Genomic DNA, 17,321 nt, shown 5'->3' with positions numbered 1-17,321 from the left:
CCCCGGTTTGTGGATGCCGGACACTCGGGGGCCGAAAGCCGTGCTTCCCCCCGAGGGAAGCCGTGTATACGGTGGGATACCTATGCCGAAGGCACCCGCGAACTCCGCCGTGCGCAAGGCGGATCCCGTCCTGCAATCCCTCTTCGACGTCCAGGAGGCCACGCTGCCCAATGGCCTCCGCGTCCGTCTCCTGGCCAACCACGACACGCCCGTGGTGAGCCTCTACACCTTCTTCCAGGTGGGCAGCCGCAACGAGCGCCCTGGCATCACCGGCATCAGCCACCTGTTCGAGCACATGATGTTCAACGGGGCCAAGAAGTACGGGCCCAAGAAGTTCGACCAGGTGCTCGAGTCGAACGGCGGCCGCTCCAACGCGTACACGTCCACGGACATGACCGTGTACTACGAGGACTTCGCCTCGGACGCGCTGGAGACGGTGTTGGACCTCGAGTCGGACCGGATGCGCTCGCTGCGCATCAACGACGAGGCGCTGGAGAGCGAGCGCCAGGTGGTGATGGAGGAGCGCCGCGTCCGCGTGGACAACGACATCACCGGCATCATGGACGAGGAGCTGGGCACGCTCATCTGGAAGGCGCACGCGTACCGCTGGCCGGTCATCGGGTGGGAGAAGGACATCGAGAACATCTCCCGCAAGGACTGCGAGCAGTACTTCCGCACGTACTACGCGCCCAACAACGCGGTGCTCTACATCTGCGGGGACATCGACCCGAAGAAGACGCTGGCGCTGGTGCGCCGCTACTACGGGAACATCCCCAAGGGCCCCACGCCCGAGCCCGTGCTCAACGCCGAGCCCGCGCAGAAGGGCGAGCGCCGCGCCGAGGTGCGCCACCCCGCCCAGTCCCCGGCGCTGATGCTCGCCTGGCAGGGCCCGGCGGGACGGGACGAGGACACGCTCGTGCTGGACATCATCCAGTACGCGCTGACGAAGGGCGAGGGCAGCCGGCTGGTGAAGAAGCTCGTCTACGAGACGCAGCTGGCCGTGTCGGTGATGGTGGACTGGGGCTGGAGGGTGGACCCGGGCGCCATCATCGTCTACCTGGAGCTCAAGCAGGACTCGGATCCGCGCAAGGTGGAGGAGGCCCTGTACGCCGAGCTGGCGCGCGTGGCCGCCGAGGGCCTGACGGAGCGCGAGCTGCAGAAGGCGAAGAACAACCTGCGAGCGGATCACCTGCGGGAGCTGGCGACGAACAGCGGGCGGGCGCACGCCATGGGCCACTACGAGGCGCTGTTGGGCTCGTGGAGGGACGGGCTGACGCTGCCCTCGGTGTACGCGGCCGCCACGAACGAGCAGGTGAAGGCGGTGGCGGCGAAGTACTTCGCGCCCGAGCGCCGCTCGGTGGTGACGCTGATTCCGGCTCCGGGTGGAGCCACGGACGAAGCCGCGGACGGAGCCGCTGACGGAAAGGACGCCGAGTAGATGGCCACCCGAGCCACGAAGAAGACGGTGAAGAAGGCGGCGGCGAAGGCCGTGAAGGCCGTGAAGAAGGTGGTGCGCAAGGCGGAGTCCACGCCTGCCGCCGTCACGCTGCCCGCGCTGCACGAGAGCACCACGTCCAGCGGACTGAAGGTGCTGGCCGCGCAGCGCGGCGTGCTGCCGCTGGTGGCGGTGCGGCTGGTCATCCGCGCGGGCAGCTCGGTGGAGCCGGCGGACAAGCACGGCCTGTCGGACTTCACGGCGCGGTTGATGCGCCGGGGCACGGCGAAGATGAGCGCGGACGAGCTCGACGAGACGATCGAGTTCGTGGGCGCGAGCTTCTCGGTGGGGAGCAGCGAGGACGTGCTGTCGCTCTTCGTCGCCACGCCCGCGGAGCACTTCGCGGAGATGCTGTCCGTGCTGGGGCAGATGGTGCGCGAGCCCTCGTTCCCGGAGCGCGAGTTGGAGCTGGCGCGCGAGCGGGCGCTGGCGGGGTTCGTGAACGATCTGGACGATCCGTCGGTGGTGGCGGACCGGGCCTTCACGCGGGCGCTGTGGGGAGACCATCCGTACGGGCACGACGTGGGGGGAAGCGCGGCGCACGTGCGGACCTTCACGCGGGACGATCTGGTGCGCTTCCACCGTGAGCGGATGGGGCCCCGGGTATCGCTGCTGTCGGTGGTGGGCGCGGTGAGCCCGGAGGTGGTGGCGCGGGAGGCGGAGAAGGCCTTCGCGGGCTGGGAGGGCGGGCCGGAGGCGCCGGTGGAGCTGCCGCCGGCCGACATGAAGACGTCGGGCCGGATCATCCTGGTGGACAAGCCGGAGCAGACGCAGACGCAGGTGCGCATCGGCGGGCCGGGTTTCCGGGTGGGCCATCCGGACTATTTCCCGGCGGCGGCGATGAACAACGTGCTGGGTGGCGGGTTCACCTCGCGGCTGGTGAACGAGATCCGCGTGGAGCGCGGCCTGACGTACGGCATCCACAGCTACTTCGACATGATGAACGCGGGAGGCGTGTTCGGCATCTCCACGTTCACCCAGACGGACAAGACGCGGGAGATGATCGACGTCACGCTCGCCGAGGTGGCGAAGGTGCGCGCGAAGGGCATTACTCCGGCGGAGCTGAAGAAGGCACAGCGCTACCTGGCGGGGCTGTACCCGCTGCGGACGGAGACGAACGAGTCGGTGGCGTCGGTGCTGAGCGACATCCGGGTGCACGGGCTCGGGGACGACTGGGTGGAGAAGTTCCGCGAGCGGCTGATGGAGGTGAAGCCGAAGCAGACGGTGGAGGTGGCGGCGAAGTACCTGTTCGCGCAGCCGCCGCTGATCGTGCTGGTGGGCAAGGCGTCGGAAGTGAAGAAGCAGCTGACGGGGCTGGGGCCGGTGACGGTGGTACCGGCCTCGGATTACGAGTGAGCGGGGTCCGCGTTCTCTTCGAGGGCGCGGGGCTGCTCGCGGTGGACAAGCCCGCGGGGATGCTGGTCATCCCCGGGCGTGGTGAGGGCGGAGGCCCGTCGCTGCGCGAGGTGCTGGAGGAGCAGCTGAAGCGGAAGGTGTACGTGGTGCACCGGTTGGATCGGGACACCTCGGGGGTGATGGTGTTCGCGCTGGAGCCCGGGGTGCACCGGACGTTGTCGATGGCGTTCGAGTCCGGGAAGGTGCGCAAGCGTTACCTGGCGTTGGTGGAGGGGAGGGTGGAGGCGCCGCGGGTGGTGGACGCGGCGCTGGTGCCGGCGCGCAAGGGGCGGATGCGGGTGGCGAGGCCTGGGGAGGAGGGGAAGGCCTCGAGGACGCGGGTGAGGCCGGTGGAGGTCTTCACGGCGGCCTCGTTGGTGGAGGCCGAGCCGATGACGGGGCGGACGCATCAGATCCGTGTGCACCTGTTATCGGAGGGTCACCCGTTGCTGGTGGATCACCAGTACGGGCGGGACGAGCCGTTGAATGCGAAGGACGTGGGAGGGGAAGGGGAGGAGGAGGTGCTGGCGCGCACGCCATTGCACGCGGCGAGGCTGGAGTGGCCGGCGCTGCCGGGAGTGGAGGCGAGGGCGCTGGAGTCTCCGCTGCCGGAGGACATGGCGAAGACCGTGGAACTGCTGCGCAAAGCCCCCTGAAGCTCCCTCTCCCTCTGGGAGAGGGCCGGGGTGAGGGTCTGCCTCATAGTGCCGACTCTCGCGTGGTGCGCTCTCAGGGAAACCCCTGATGTGGAGCGCGACGCAGGGGGTACACTGTCGGCGGAGCAACATCGCGTACCCGCGTGGTGCTCGCCTTGCCCAACCCAGCCCGACCCCGGCCTGGCCGAGCGGGAAACCGTGCGCATCACTCGCCTCCCTGGCCGTGCTCGGGCCGTCGGATTCCGTTCCCGAGGTCACCGAATGAGACGATCTCCTTCCCCTCAAGTCCACCGTGGCCATGTCGCCACGCTCGTGCTGGCGCTGCTGACCCTGCCGCTGCTCTCCGCCTGTCCTGGGACCGAAACCGAGGACGTGAAGTGTCCCTCGGGGCGGGTCTGCCCCGCTGGCCAGAAGTGCGCCAGCAACCAGGACATCTGCATCACGACGGACTGCGGTGACGGCACCCTCCAGGCCGGCGAGGTCTGCGACGACGGCAACGTCCTCGATGGCGATGGCTGCAACCGCACCTGCATGTCCAACGAGCGGTGTGGCAACGCCATCGTGGACACGGTGAACGGCGAGGTCTGTGACGACGGAAACACGATGGACCAGGATGGGTGCAGCGCCGACTGCAAGTCCAGCGAGCTATGCGGCAACGGCATCCTGGACCGGAAGGTGGGCGAGGCCTGCGACGACGGCAACAAGACGAGCGGTGATGGATGCAGCGCCGACTGCTTGTCGCTGGAGTTGTGTGGCAATGGTTATCTGGACACGTCGAACGGAGAGCTGTGCGACGACGGCAACACCACGAGTGGTGACGGGTGCAGCGCCGACTGCCGCCTGGACAATCGTTGCGGCGATGGTGTGCGCGATTCCGGCGAGGCCTGCGACGACGGCAACACCATCACCGAGACCGAGTGTCCCTACGGCTCGGCCACCTGCACGGCCTGCAACGCGGCTTGCTCGGCGACGCTCTCCCTCACGGGCCGCTCCTGCGGTGACGGCTCCAAGAACGAGCCGAGTGAAGTCTGCGACGACGGGAACACCGTCACCGAGACCGCCTGCCCGTATGGTCAGCCCGCCTGCACCACTTGCAACGCGACCTGCACCGCCACGCTGAGCCTCACCGGCCCCTACTGCGGTGACGGCTCAAAGAACGAGCCGAGCGAGGCCTGTGACGACGGCAACAACACGAACGGTGACGGGTGCAGCGCCGACTGCAAGACCGAGACGCCCGTTTGCGGCAATGGTGTGCGCGAGGTCAGCGAGGTGTGCGACGACGGCAACACCGTCACCGAGAGCGCCTGCCCCTACGGCACGGCCACCTGCTCCCTGTGCAACGCGACCTGCACCAGCGTGCTGAACCTCACCGGCCCCTACTGCGGCGATGGCACCCTCAGCGGGGGCGAGATCTGTGACGACGGCAACACCGTCACCGAGACCGCCTGTCCCTATGGCATTCCGAGGTGCAACACCTGCAACGAGGCCTGCACCAGCGTGCTGCGCCTCACCGGCCCCGTCTGCGGTGACGGCACCAGGGACAGTTCGCATGAGGATTGCGACGACGGCAACACCACGAACGGTGACGGGTGCAGCGCCGACTGCAAGATCGAGACGCCATCGGTCTGCGGCAATGGTACGCGTGAGGGGAGCGAGGTATGCGACGACGGTAACACCGTCACCGAGGCCGTCTGTCCCTACGGCACGGCCACCTGCACCCGGTGCAACGCGACCTGCACCAGCGTGCTGAATCTCACCGGCCTCTACTGCGGCGATGGCACCGTCAGTGGGAGCGAGATCTGTGACGACGGGAACACCGTCACCGAGACCGCCTGTCCCTATGGCACGGCTTCTTGCGCCCGGTGTAACGCAACCTGCAGCGGCGTGTTGAGCCTCACCGGCCCCTACTGCGGCGATGGCTCCGTCAACGGGAGCGAGGTCTGTGATGACGGCAACACCCTGGCCTGCGGCACCTGCAATGCCTCGTGTCAGGTTACCCAGCTCGCGAAGGCGACCGGGCAGATCACCGTCATCGATGGCTCATCCCTTGCCGACGGTGAGACGTTCACCCTCAACGATGGCCTCAATGCCGCGGTGATGTTCGAGTTCGACAGGACGGGGGGGGTCACCTCTTCACGCACTCCCGTGAACTTCACGGTTGGCTACACGAGCATCCAGGTGGCCCAGACCATCGTGACGGCCATCAATGGTGTGGGCAATTCGCTGCGAATCAGCGCGACATCCACCGGAAGCATCGTGACCCTCACGAACGAGTTGGAGGGGACGTACGGCAGCCAGCCCCTCGTCGAGAATGTCTCCAACAGCAGCTTCCGGGTGAGCGGTATGACCGGTGGCGCGGGTTTCGACTGCCCGGCGGGCACCCGGTGCGTGGCGAGCCCGGACTGCGATCCCTCGTTGGTGTGCGTGGCGGGAACCTGCGGCTCTCCCGAGCCGTAGGCCACCGTCCCGGAGAAGTGCTGGCCCCGGCAGCCGCCCTTCGGCGCCTCCCTGCCCGCTCGAGGGCGAGAGAGAGAACGAGGAGGGCGGCGTGCTCCCGCTCTGGCCGGAATCCAGGCGGGCATCCGGCGTGGGCGTACGGACTCGGTAGGCAAGGGGTCGCTGGCCTTTTGTAGAGTCGCACGGGATGTCCATGCCCGTGACAACCCGCTCCCATCGCCTCGTTCCCGGTCTCATCCGTCTCGGGGCCGGGTTCCCGGGGCTCCTCCTTCTGCTGCTCTGGTCCGGTGTGTCCTCCGGTGCCCCCGCGCTCGGCTTGCGCGAGGTGGGGGTCTCCCGCGCGTTCCATGCCGAGTACATCACCGAGGTGTTGCGCGACCGGGTAGGGCTGCTCTGGATTGGCACGCGCGAGGGTCTCTACCTCCACGACGGCCACCGCTTCCGCAGGTTCCAGTACGAGCTGGGCAATCCCGCCTCCCTGGCCAGCGATGCCGTGCGGACCCTCCATGAGGACGCCCTCGGCCGTCTGTGGGTAGGCACCATGAATGGGGGGCTGAGCCTGGCCGATCGGGCGCGCTGGTCGTTCCAGCACTTCCGGCACGACTCCTCCAACCCAGCGAGCCTTCCCCACGACAGCATCTACGCACTGGAGGACGCGGAGGAGGGCCAGCTATGGGTCGGGACGCGCGCGGGCCTCGCCCTGCTGGATCCGGTCACCGGGCGCGTCTCGCGAACGCCCCTCGCGCCCGGAGGGGAAGACGAATTCGTCATGGCCCTGCGGCGCGACCGCGCGGGGACGCTCTGGGTGGGCACGTTTGGCCGCGGCCTGTTCCGGCGGCGCGCCGGGGAGAGCACCTTCGAGCGCGTTTCCGCTGTGGAAGCCGGTGCTGCCCGGGACGTCTTCAGCCTCGCGGAGGACGGGGAGGGCGGGCTGTGGGTTGGCGCACGGGAGGGCCTCTACCGTCTGGAGCCCGGTGCCACGGCCTTGCGCCGCGCGGCCCTCTCCCCGCTGGAGGTGGCCCAATCACTTCACAACATCACCGAGCTCGAGCCGGACGGACGGGGGACGCTGTGGGTCGGCACCTTCGGCGTGGGCCTCTTCCGCGTGGACACCGCGACGGGCGAGGTGTTCGCGGAGGCGCTCCCCTCGGGTGGGCCGGGTTACGAGCAGCGCATCGACGAGGGGACGCTGGAGCTGGAGCCGGGAGGGGGCCTTTTCATCGGCACGTTCGGGATGGGCCTGTTCCATGCCTCACTGCGGCCCGAGGTCTTCCAGGCCGTTCGCGGAAGGGGAACGGACGGCGCGCCCGGGTTGACGTACGAGGACGTCTGGGCGGTGCTGCCCGAGGGAGACGGCCACCTGCTGGTGGGAAGTTTCGGCGGCGGAGTGGACCGCCTCGACGTGGCCACCGGGAAGGTGGAGCCGCTGGAGGTGTCCCTCCCTCGTGACGAGGACTGGAAGGGCGTCCTCAGCCTGCTGCGCATGCGAGACGGCGCGTTGTGGGTGGGCCTCTCGCAGGGCTCCTACCGCCTGGAGCCCGCCACCGGGCGGCTGCACCTGTACCGCCGCCGGTTCGGGAAGGGCGGGGCCCAGGTCCCCGGGTATGTCAACGCGCTGCTCCAGGATTCGAAGGGACAGGTGTGGCTCGGGAGCGTGACCGACGGCCTCCACCGCTACCGTCCCGGCACCGGCGACTTCCTCGCCTTCCGTCACGCCGTGGGCGACCCACGCTCGCTCTCCGATGACGCCGTCACCACGCTCATGGAGGACCGCCGCGGGCGGCTGTGGATCGGCACCCGCTCGGGTGGGCTCAACATCTGTACGGTGGAGGGGGACCGCCTCGACTGCGAGCGCCTGGGGACCCAGACGACGCCGCGGCTCGGCCACTTCTTCGTCAGCGGCCTGCTGGAGGATCCGGCGGGGGCCGTGTGGGTGGGCACCGTGGGGGGAGGGTTGCAGCGTGTCTCGCTCGACGCCGCGGGCCTGCCCACGCGGGTGGACCTCTGGACGCACGGCGAGGGGCTCGTCGACGACCACGTGATGGCGCTGGCACACGCACCGGACGGGGCGCTCTGGGTGTCCACGCGCGCGGGGTTGTCTCGCTTCGACGTGGCGGCGGGCGCCTTCGAGAACTACGCCGCCTCCGACGGCCTGCCCACCGCGACCTTCAACTCCGCGGCGGTGTCGCTCCTCGGCGGGCGGCTCTATTGGGGCACCGCCAAGGGGCTGGTGGCGCTGGATCCCCGGGTGCGCCCGATGAAGGGGCCACCGCCGCCCCTCGTCATCACCTCCCTCGAGGGCCTCGACTCCCGGGCGCTGCCCACGCGGCCCGCCTGGGAGCTGTCCTCGCTCGAGGTGCCCTGGCACCAGCCCTTCACGCTCGAGTTCGCCGTGCTCGACTACGGGCGCAGCGACGCGGAGTACGAATACCGGCTGTCCGCCGAGTCCTCCTGGATTCCGCTGGGCACGCGCAGCCACCTCACGTTCCACGCGCTGCCGCCCGGCGAGCACCAGCTCCAGGTGCGTGGGCGCAGCCCTGGCCGGCCCTGGAGCGAGACGCATCCGCTCACCCTGCGCGTGGCCCCTCCCTTCTGGGAGCGCAACGACGTCCGGTTCGGCGCGCTGGCCGGGACGCTGCTCGTCCTCATCGCGGGGCTCGCCTGGCGCACACGCTTCCTGGAGCAGCGCAACCAGGCACTCCGCGCGCTCCAGGCCGAGCGCGAGCAGGCCCTGCTCCAGGCGCAGGCGAGCCGTGAGCACATGCGCCGCCTCACCATGCGGTTGGAGGCCGCCAAGGAGGAGGAGCGCAAGCACCTCGCCCGGGAGCTGCACGACGAGTTCGGCCAGGCGCTGACGGCCGTGAAGCTCAACCTCGGCCTGGTGGACGCCACCGCGCGTCTCACCGGCCCCCTCGCGGGGCGGCTCCCGGATGCCATCGCCCTCGTCGATCGGCTCATCGGCCAGGTGCGTTCCCTCTCCCTGGATCTCCGGCCGCCGCAACTCGACGAGCTGGGGCTCGTGGCGGCCCTGGAGAACTACCTGGCCGGGGTCACGCAGCGCGGCGGGGTGGACCTGGTGTTCACTTCGGCCGCGTCGTTGCCCTCGTTGGGCGTGGAGCGTGACATCGTCGTCTTCCGGGTCATCCAGGAGGCGGTCACCAACGCCCTGCGCCACGCGAGGGCACGGCGGCTCGAGGTCCGGCTCGAGGCGGCCGGGCACGCCATCCGCCTGGAGGTGAAGGATGACGGCCAGGGCTTCGTCAGCGAGGAGGTGCTGGCGGGAGGATCACCCGCCAGCTTCGGCCTGTTCGGCATGCAGGAGCGGGTGCGCGACCTGGGAGGCCGTTTCGAGGTGACGTCCCGCCCCGGCGAGGGGACGTGCGTGGTGGCCGAAGTGCCGATGGCCCGGGAGGAGAATCCCATGGAGGAGAAGCATGCGAGTGATACTGACGGATGACCACCAGTTGGTGAGGGCCGGCCTGCGCGCCCTGCTCGACACCTTTGGCGACATCGAGGTGCTGGCCGAGTGCGGGGACGGGCAGGAGGCCCTGGCGCTGACGGACCGCCTGCAACCGGACGTCCTCCTGTTGGACATCTCGCTGCCGGGGCTCAACGGCATCGAGGTCGCGCGCCGGGTGCCGAAGGTGAGCCCTTCCACCCGGGTGCTCGTCCTCTCCATGCACACCGCGGCGGAGTACGTGGCCCAGGCGCTGCGCGCGGGCGTGGCCGGCTACCTCATCAAGGACGCGGCCGTGGCGGAGCTCAAGGTGGCGCTGGAGTCGGTGCGCCAGGGCCGTACGTACCTGAGCCCCGCCGTCTCGCAGCCGGTGGTGGAGGGCTTCCTGCGCATCACCGAGGATGCGCCGGCCGCTCGTCCCCTCGATCTCCTCACGACGCGCCAGCGCGAGGTTCTACAGCTCATCGCGGAGGGGCACGCCACTCGCGCCATCGCGGAGCGGCTCCGGGTGAGCGTGAAGACGGTGGAGGCCCACCGGGCGCAGTTGATGGAGCGGCTGGGCATCCATGACGTGCCGTCCCTCGTCCGCCTCGCCGTCCGGCATGGCCTGGTGCCGGACGAGCCTTCCTGAGTCCGTAGGGGATTCCTGAGGCCTTCCTAGGGGGCTCCCCGATGTTCGCGCTCTTCGCATGTCGCTACTGTTGCCGCGTATCCCGGGATTGCCTGGAACCCCCCACCCGGGAGGAGGAGCACCATGCGGATTGCTTCGAAGTTGGGAACCCTTGCCGTGGCCCTGCTGTCCCTCGGTGGCGTGGCGAACGCCGCCCCGCCGCAGTACACGATCGTCGATCTGGGCACCGTCCAGACGGCCAACCTGGCCTCGCAGGCCTTCCGCGTCTCCCCGGCCGGTGTCGTCACCGGGCGCTCCCTCGGCAGCAGCCAGTACCGGGCGTATCGCTGGACCCAGGCCGGCGGGCTCACCGGCCTGCCGAACCTCACCTCTCCGTCTCGGATCTACAGCGCGGGCAACGGCGTCAATGATGCCGGAGTCGTGGTCGGCGTTGGTGCGACGAGCGCGTCCGGATTGAACCCGCTGCCGCTGATCTGGCAGGGCGGGGTGGTGTCGCAACTGCCACTCCCGCCAGGGCAGTCGCTCGGGCGCGCGAACGACGTGAACAAGTCCATGGTGGCGGTGGGCTCGGTGGGCGGCGGATCCTCGGAGTACGGCGCGATCTTCTCCGGCGGCACGGGCAGGGTCATCACCCAGACCACGCCGGCGGGGTGCTATCTGGTCTCGGCTTTCAGCATCAACAACAACGGTCTGGTCGTGGGCCTCGGCTCCGATCCCAACAACCTCAGCCGCAACGTGGGCATCGTCTACAACTCGGTGACCAACACCGCGACCGAGGTGGGCGCCCTGCCGGGAATGAATGGCGCGGTCGCCTACGACGTGAGCGAGAACGGATACGTGGTGGGCTCGAGCATGAGCAACCAGGGCTCGGGGACGCCCTTCATCTGGAACAGCGTGAACGGCATGCGGGCGATTCCCCTCCCCACGGGAACGAGCTCCGGCTCCGCGCGCGGCGTGAACTCGGCCGGCTGGGCCGTGGGTACCGCCTCCGGCGCGTCTGCGGTCCCGTTCCTCTTCGACGGAGTGAACACCTACCGGCTGGGTGATCTCCTGCCGGCCGGCTCCGGCTGGAACCTCCTGACCGGCACCTCGAACTCGGCCATGGGCATCAGCGATAGCGGTGTCATCGTCGGCACGGGCGTGCACAACGGCGCGACTCATGCCTACGCGATGATTCCCAGGTAGCCCGGGAGTCCGGCCGGAATCCAGGCGGGCATCCGGCGTGGGCGTAGCGCGGACCCTCCATGAGGACGCCCTCGGCCGGTCGTGGGTGGGCATCATCCTCAACGCGCTGCTGTGGTGACTTGTCGACTGGGTTGATGTCCAGGGCGGGGCCTGGGAACGGCGCCGCCTGGCATCGGGTTGAGAATTTGATCTGCGGCGGTGTGGCGCTTCCGGTTCGTGGGGCGTCCCGGAGGCGGATGTGCAGATGTTCTCGTCGATGGACTTGTCAGCTCGAGCGGAGGAGGTAGGGGCCTCCTTCCGTGATGTTCTTCAACTCCTGGAAGCCTCCCGCCTGCTGGTCCGGGCACGGGAGGTCCGCGAGATCGCCCAGTGCGTCTGTGGGCTCGTGAAGCGGCTGGTGGGGGCGGACGGCGTCACGTTCGTCCTGAGCGAAGGCGAACTCGTCTACTACGCCGAGGAGGAGTCGCCCGAGCGTCTCTGGAAGGGACGAAGGTTTCCCGCGAACCAGTGCATCTCCGGCTGGGCGATCATGAACCAGCAGACGGCGGTGAGCGAGGACATCTACGCCGATCCTCGCATCCCCATCAACGCCTACCGGCCCACGTTCGTCAGGAGCCTCGCCATGGTGCCGATCGGCCATGAGCAGCCGATCGGCTCGATTGGCGTGTATTGGGCTCGAAACCACAAGGCGACCGAGCGCGAGTTGTTCCTGGTGGAAATGCTCGCCGAGGCCTCGCTCGCTGCTCTGACCCGGGCCGCGCTCCAGCGGGACGTGGAGGACCTCCGGTCGCGGTCCGCTCCCGTGGAGGGGCGGCTTCGTGACGAGGAGGAGCCCTCGCTCGCGCGGCTCATCCCCCTCGTCGCGCACGATTTGAAGAATCCGCTCGGTGCCATCTCGCTCGCGTCCCAGTCTCTCCTCCGGAGTGGTGCGCTCGCGGGGAATGAGCTCGTGAAGGTCCGGCGCATCCTCTCCAGCGTGGAGCGCGCCCGGCATCTGGTGGAGGAGGTGCTCGAGTACGCCCGGCTCAAGGCGCGGGGTGGGTTGCCGTTGGACCTGGAGGACGCGCGGCTGGATGCCGTCGCACGCTCCGTCGTCGAGGAGGCAAGGACCGCGTTTCCCGGACGCCGGATCGAACTCGTCGCCGAGGAGACGAGAGGAACGTGGGACTGCCACCGGCTGGCCGAGGTGCTGACGAACCTGCTTGGCAACGCGCTCCAATATGGCCATCCGGAGCGGCCGGTCACGCTGCGGGTGGAGGCCCGGGAAGGCGAGTCCTGTTTCGAGGTGCACAACTTCGGCCCCGTCATTCCCGACGAGCTCCTGCCGGTCCTGTTCGAGCCCTTCCGGAGGGGACGGAGCGACGGTCACTGTTCAGTGGGGCTGGGGCTCTTCATCGTGAACCAGATCATCCAGGCCCACGGCGGGCGCATCCGGGTGCGCTCCACCTTGGAGCAGGGCACCTCGTTCACGGTCCACCTTCCCAGGTGCCAGATGCAGCCCATCGACCCCCCGCTCGAATGCGCTCACTGAGGGGGCGTCCAGGCAGCCCTGGTGAGGACGTGCCTGGGGTGCCGCTCCACCGTGGCTCAGTCCAGGACGCGTGAGCCCTCCGCCTCTTCGGCGGGGGCTCGGAAACAGAGGCGGGCTTCTCCACAGATGTGCGGGTGCACCTGGTCGTCGTCCGGCCCGACACTCCCGCCCGTCGCGACGCACCAGAACGTCGCGGTCGAGACGAAGCCCGTCTCCCAGTCCACCGCCGAGTCGTACCGGACGCCTGGCGTTCCCTTCGAACGCATCCGCCGGCAGACGCACGGTGGCTTCTGTTCGTTGCTCGAGTCCATGCGCTCCTTCAGGCCGCCGCCGCGGCGAGCACCGTCCTCCGGACCACCGCCTCGAGGACCGGGACCTTGTAGGCGTTCTTCGACAGCGGCGTCGCGCCATTCACGGCCGCCTTCGCCACCTGCCGTGCGAGCTCCTCGTTGAGCGTCTTCCCCACGAGGAGCTTCTCCGCTTCCGCCGCCCGCCGGGGAGTGGGGGCCACCCAGCCCATGGCGATCGCCGCCTGCCGGATGGTCCGCCCCTCCATCCGCAGCACCACCGCGACGTCGCAGATGGGCCAGTCGTAGCTCTCCCGCTCGCCCTGCTTGTGGTACGCCGCCTTCGTTCCCGCCGCCGGTGCCGGGATGCGCACGCGTGTCAGCAGCTCGTTGGGCGCGATGGCCGTGTCCGTCGAGCGCTTCATGTCCGGGGGCAGCAGGAACTCGGACACGGGCACCACCCGCGTCTTGCCCCCGGGGCCAGTCAGCTCCACCGAGGCACCGTACGCCACCAGCGCCGTGGCCGGAGTGGAGGCGTGCACCATCACCGAGCGCTGGTTGTCGAAGATGGCGTGGTACTGGTTCTCTCCCGAGCGCACCCGCTCGACGGCATCGCCACTGGCCTGGTGGAAGTGGTCGTAGCGGAAGTACCAGCAGCGGGGCCGCTGGAGCAGGTTGCCTCCCATCGTGGCGGCGTTGCGGACCTGGGGCGTCGCGGCATGCTCCGCCGCGTCCGCGAGCGCCACGAAGCGCTTGCGCACCTCGGGCTCCCGTGACACCCGGGCCAGTGTCACCAGGGCGCCCAGCTCCAGGCCCTGCTTCGCGTCGAAGCGCACCCCGTCCAGTCCCTTGATGGTCTTGATATTGACCACCCGGCGGGGAGCCACCACGCCGTTCTTCATCAGGTCCAGCAGCTCCATCCCGCCGGCCTTGGCGACCACGGGCTGCCGCTCGCTGCCTTCACCGAGCAGCGATACGGCGTGTTCCACGGATTCAGCATCCACCCACTCGAAGCTCTGCATGCATCCTCCGATTCGTGTCAGCCGCGCAGCGCCGCGAGCACGTTCGCGGGCGTCATCGGGAGCGTGCGGATGCGCTTGCCCGTCGCGTTGTAGAAGGCATTGGCCACCGCCGCCGCCGTCGCCACGTTGGCGGGCTCGGCGACTCCCCGGGCATCCGTCGAGGACTGCGCCCCGAGCTGCTCGAGCAGGATGACCTCGATCTTCGGCGTCTCGCGCGAACCGAGGATCTTGTACTGGTCCACGTTGGCGTTGAGCTGCTGGCCGCTCGCGGCGTCCAGGTGCCGCTCCTCGTAGAGGGCGTAGCTGACGCCCTGAATCACGCCTCCGTAGATTTGACTCTCGGTGAGCTTGGGGTTGATGGGGCGCCCGCAGTCATGCACCGCGACCACCCGCTCCACCTTGACGATGCCCGTCTCCGTGTCGACCGCGACCTCGGCGAACTGCACGCCGCCAATGCCGTGCCGGCTGAGGGCCATGTCGGGGGTCTTGAACAGGTACCCCTCGTAGTCGTCCCGGCGCTCGGCCCGTTGGGAGATCTCCTCGAACCCGGCCTTCTTGACCGCCTCGCGGAACGGCATGGCCGATCCGGCCTTGCCCTTCACCATCACCTTGCCATCGGCGAAGACGATGTCCTCCGCGTTCGCCTTGAGAACAGGGGCGAGCCGTGCGGCCAGCTCCCGGGCACAGCGGTACGCGGCGTTGCGAGCGGCGGGAGTCAGCGAGCTGGTGACGCGGCTGCCACCCGAGGCGGGCCCCATCGGATAACGGGAGTCTCCGATATGGGAGCCGATGTCCTCGGCGCGCAGGCCGAACTCCTCGGCCACCACCTGAGCCAGGATGGTCCGCGTGCCCGTGCCGATGTCCTGCGTGCTGCTGAAGGCCTCGACGGAGCCATCCCCCGAGACACGCACCTCGCACGCGGAGCTCGGCTGGACCAGGTAGAGCCACTGGGACTGGGCGAAGCCGATTCCCCGCTTGATGGGTCCCTTGTCCGAGCCCGCGGGCCGCCGCTTGTTCCAGCCGGCCCGTTCGGCGCCGAGCTTGCGCTCCTGGGCGCGGGCCAGGCAGTCATCCGTGCCCGAGACGTCGAGCTTCCCTCGGAGCGCGAGCGGGTCCATCTTGATCCGCTCCGCCAGCTCGTCGATGGTCTGCTCCAGCGCGAAGATGCCCTGGGCCTGACCGGGCGCCCGGAAGGCGGCGCAGGGCCCGGCGTTGGTGAAGACGTCGTACTGCTCCACCATTACGTTCGGGCACTCGTAGAGCGTGGAGTGGCAGAAGCCCACGCCCGCGCCGCCGGCCACGCCTCCGGTGCCGTAGGCCTGGACCTGGAGCGCCACGAGCGAGCCATCGCGCTTCGCGCCCAGCTTGAGCCGCTGGATGCTGTTGGGGCGGTTGCCGCCCGACACGTGCTCTTCCCGGCGATCCAGGATCATGCGCACCGGCGCTCCGGCCTTGCGCGACAGGTGGATGGCGAGCAGCCCGTAGTTGCCAATGCCGTACTTCGCCCCGAAGCCGCCGCCGGTGAAGTCGCTGATCACCCGGACCTTGCTCTTCGGCAGATCGAACATCTCGGCCGCGTCCTCGCGGACGCTCGTGACGAACTGGGTGGAGGCGTAGAGGGTGAGCCCGTCGTCCTTCCAATCGGCGACGAGCCCGTGCGGCTCCATGGGCACGTGGGTCTGCACCTGGGTGCGGTACTCGGCCTCAATGACCACCTCGGACTCGCTGAGTCCCTTGTTGACGTCACCGCGAGGGCCGATGCCCCGGGGCTTCGTGTCAGGACCGCGCACGTTACCCTTCTGGGGCAGTCCCGGGGGCGCGCCGCCGCCTCCCGCGGTCGCCGGCTGCTCGGTGGGGCCGGGGAAGACGCGAGGTGCGTTCTCCTTCATCGCCTCCTCGAGCTGGGAGACGTGGGGGATGGGTTCGTACTCCACCTTGATCAACTTCACCGCGGCTTCGGCGGCACGGGGCGAGTCGGCCGCGACCGCCGCGACGGGCTGGCCGGCGTAGCGGACGGTGGGGTAGCGGTTGCCCTGCTCGGCCTTGGGGTCACGCAGTTGCGCGGTGGAGAGGATGCGCTCCGGGATGTGGATGGCACGGACGCCCGGGTAGCGCTCGGCCGCCGAGGTGTCGATGGACTTGATGCGCGCATGGGGATACGGCGCGGCGACCCACTTGGCCCAGAGCATTCCGGGGAGCTGGACATCGAAGGTGTAGCGGGCCTTGCCGGTGACCTTCTCGATTCCATCCAGCCGCGAGACCGGCTTGCCAATGGACTTGAGCTTTGAGTTCTCGGGGAGGGGAGGGGGCTCGTCCTCGGGTACGCGCCGGGTGACCTCCTTGAGCCCCGCGCCGACGATGCCGTACGGGAGCGCCTGCTGCCGCGAGGGCCCTGGATTGGGCTGCGGCGGCTGCGGGGGACCCCCTGCCTGTTGCTGCTGTTCGCCCCCGGGCTTGTTGGACGCGCGAGGGTCGCTGGTGTCCTTGACGTCTTGCATCAGCTGTTCCCCTTTGCCTTTCCGCCTCCCTTGGCCGCGGCCAGGGTCGCCTTGAACACGTTGGGATAGGTGCCGCACCGGCAGAGATGACCGCTGACCGCCTGCTTCACGTCGTCGAGCGTGCACTTGGGATTGCGATCGACCAGGGCGGCGCAGCTCATCACCATGCCGGGAGTGCAGAAGCCGCACTGCATGGCATCGTTCTCCACGAAGGCGCGCTGCACCGGGTGGAGTTCCTCGCCCTTGGCGAGCCCCTCGATGGTGGTGACCTTGCGGCCCCGGGCATCGAAGGCGAGCGTCATGCAGCTCGCGGCGACCTCGCCATCGAGCCAGACGGTGCAGGCCGAGCAGGCACCGCGGTCGCAGCCGATCTTCGTTCCCGTCAAGCCGAGGTGGTTGCGCACCAGCTCGGAGAGCGTCGTGGCCGGGTCGGCCTGGACGGTCACGGTACGGCCGTTGATGGACAGGGTCAGCGGGGCGGGCTCGGGGCCCAGCACTGGCGGAGAGGGGTCCGCTGCGTGAGCGGACGGGGCCAGGGTGGCGCTCAGTGCGGAGGCACCCGCGCCCTTGAAGAAGGCGCGGCGGCTGAGCTGGGGAAGCAGGGGCTTGGGGACGGAGTCATCATCGGGTGGGGCCAATGTCGAACGCTCCTCTCGCGAGGCAAGCTACAGAGCCGTTCGATGGCGACCCAGCACGAATGTCCGTGC

Annotated in this window: 12 protein-coding genes; 8 read left to right on the top strand and 4 right to left on the bottom strand. The window is 69.3% G+C overall.

The window, feature by feature from the left end; translation table 11 throughout:
* Positions 1–82: 82 nt before the first annotated feature.
* The 8 genes from BO221_RS15280 (at position 83) to BO221_RS15245 (ending at position 12,807) form a co-directional block, all read left to right on the top strand.
* Positions 83–1,438, top strand: coding sequence for a pitrilysin family protein (locus BO221_RS15280; RefSeq protein ID WP_073561171.1), 1,356 nt, complete (start codon positions 83–85; stop codon positions 1,436–1,438).
* A complete protein-coding gene (locus BO221_RS15275) occupies positions 1,439–2,851 on the top strand; it encodes a pitrilysin family protein (protein WP_073561170.1) in 1,413 nt (470 codons plus the stop codon). It abuts the gene before it with no gap.
* Positions 2,848–3,546: an RluA family pseudouridine synthase gene (locus BO221_RS15270; protein WP_073561169.1), complete on the top strand. Its 699-nt coding sequence runs from the start codon at positions 2,848–2,850 to the stop codon at positions 3,544–3,546. The genes BO221_RS15275 and BO221_RS15270 overlap by 4 nt, the downstream gene beginning before the upstream one ends.
* A gap of 261 nt (positions 3,547–3,807) precedes the next feature.
* A complete protein-coding gene (locus tag BO221_RS15265; RefSeq protein WP_083681055.1) occupies positions 3,808–6,003 on the top strand; it encodes a DUF4215 domain-containing protein in 2,196 nt (731 codons plus the stop codon).
* Positions 6,004–6,196: 193 nt separating this feature from the next.
* Entirely contained in the window at positions 6,197–9,460 is a 3,264-nt protein-coding gene (locus BO221_RS15260; RefSeq protein ID WP_083681084.1) for a sensor histidine kinase, read from the top strand.
* Positions 9,438–10,091 carry a response regulator transcription factor gene (locus BO221_RS15255; protein ID WP_073561167.1) on the top strand — a complete coding sequence of 218 codons (654 nt, stop codon included), beginning with the start codon at positions 9,438–9,440 and terminating at the stop codon, positions 10,089–10,091. The genes BO221_RS15260 and BO221_RS15255 overlap by 23 nt, the downstream gene beginning before the upstream one ends.
* Before the next feature lie 123 nt (positions 10,092–10,214).
* Positions 10,215–11,276: a DUF3466 family protein gene (locus tag BO221_RS15250; protein WP_073561166.1), complete on the top strand. Its 1,062-nt coding sequence runs from the start codon at positions 10,215–10,217 to the stop codon at positions 11,274–11,276.
* A 244-nt stretch (positions 11,277–11,520) separates the two neighbouring features.
* On the top strand, positions 11,521–12,807 hold the full coding sequence (locus BO221_RS15245) for a GAF domain-containing sensor histidine kinase (protein WP_073561165.1): 1,287 nt from the start codon (positions 11,521–11,523) through the stop codon (positions 12,805–12,807).
* Positions 12,808–12,863: 56 nt separating this feature from the next.
* Here BO221_RS15245 and BO221_RS15240 read toward each other — a convergent pair whose 3' ends face one another.
* The 4 genes from BO221_RS15240 to BO221_RS15225 are packed head-to-tail and all read right to left on the bottom strand — an operon-like array spanning position 12,864 to position 17,252.
* Positions 12,864–13,118 carry a hypothetical protein gene (locus BO221_RS15240; protein WP_073561164.1) on the bottom strand — a complete coding sequence of 85 codons (255 nt, stop codon included), beginning with the start codon at positions 13,116–13,118 and terminating at the stop codon, positions 12,864–12,866.
* 8 nt (positions 13,119–13,126) lie between these two features.
* The gene (locus BO221_RS15235) at positions 13,127–14,116 is read right to left on the bottom strand and encodes a xanthine dehydrogenase family protein subunit M (RefSeq protein WP_073561163.1); all 990 of its coding nucleotides are present in this window, start codon (positions 14,114–14,116) and stop codon (positions 13,127–13,129) included.
* Positions 14,117–14,133: 17 nt separating this feature from the next.
* On the bottom strand, positions 14,134–16,614 hold the full coding sequence (locus tag BO221_RS15230) for a xanthine dehydrogenase family protein molybdopterin-binding subunit (protein ID WP_083681054.1): 2,481 nt from the start codon (positions 16,612–16,614) through the stop codon (positions 14,134–14,136).
* Positions 16,614–17,252: a (2Fe-2S)-binding protein gene (locus tag BO221_RS15225; protein WP_083681053.1), complete on the bottom strand. Its 639-nt coding sequence runs from the start codon at positions 17,250–17,252 to the stop codon at positions 16,614–16,616. The genes BO221_RS15230 and BO221_RS15225 overlap by 1 nt, the downstream gene beginning before the upstream one ends.
* Between the last annotated feature and the right edge of the window lie 69 nt (positions 17,253–17,321).

It is taken from the genome of Archangium sp. Cb G35 (assembly GCF_001896145.1).
GTDB lineage: Bacteria > Myxococcota > Myxococcia > Myxococcales > Myxococcaceae > Archangium > Archangium violaceum.
This window is presented reverse-complemented; position numbering and strand designations above follow the sequence as displayed.

Bases quoted from the DNA above. Each gene is read 5' to 3' on its own strand.
- BO221_RS15280 (WP_073561171.1), top strand. From the start codon at position 83: ATGCCGAAGGCACCCGCGAACTCCGCCGTGCGCAAGGCGGATCCCGTC.
- BO221_RS15275 (WP_073561170.1), top strand. From the start codon at position 1,439: ATGGCCACCCGAGCCACGAAGAAGACGGTGAAGAAGGCGGCGGCGAAG.
- BO221_RS15265 (WP_083681055.1), top strand. From the start codon at position 3,808: ATGAGACGATCTCCTTCCCCTCAAGTCCACCGTGGCCATGTCGCCACG.
- BO221_RS15260 (WP_083681084.1), top strand. From the start codon at position 6,197: ATGCCCGTGACAACCCGCTCCCATCGCCTCGTTCCCGGTCTCATCCGT.
- BO221_RS15255 (WP_073561167.1), top strand. From the start codon at position 9,438: ATGCGAGTGATACTGACGGATGACCACCAGTTGGTGAGGGCCGGCCTG.
- BO221_RS15250 (WP_073561166.1), top strand. From the start codon at position 10,215: ATGCGGATTGCTTCGAAGTTGGGAACCCTTGCCGTGGCCCTGCTGTCC.
- BO221_RS15245 (WP_073561165.1), top strand. From the start codon at position 11,521: ATGTTCTCGTCGATGGACTTGTCAGCTCGAGCGGAGGAGGTAGGGGCC.
- BO221_RS15240 (WP_073561164.1), bottom strand. From the start codon at position 13,118: ATGGACTCGAGCAACGAACAGAAGCCACCGTGCGTCTGCCGGCGGATG.
- BO221_RS15235 (WP_073561163.1), bottom strand. From the start codon at position 14,116: ATGCAGAGCTTCGAGTGGGTGGATGCTGAATCCGTGGAACACGCCGTA.
- BO221_RS15230 (WP_083681054.1), bottom strand. From the start codon at position 16,614: ATGCAAGACGTCAAGGACACCAGCGACCCTCGCGCGTCCAACAAGCCC.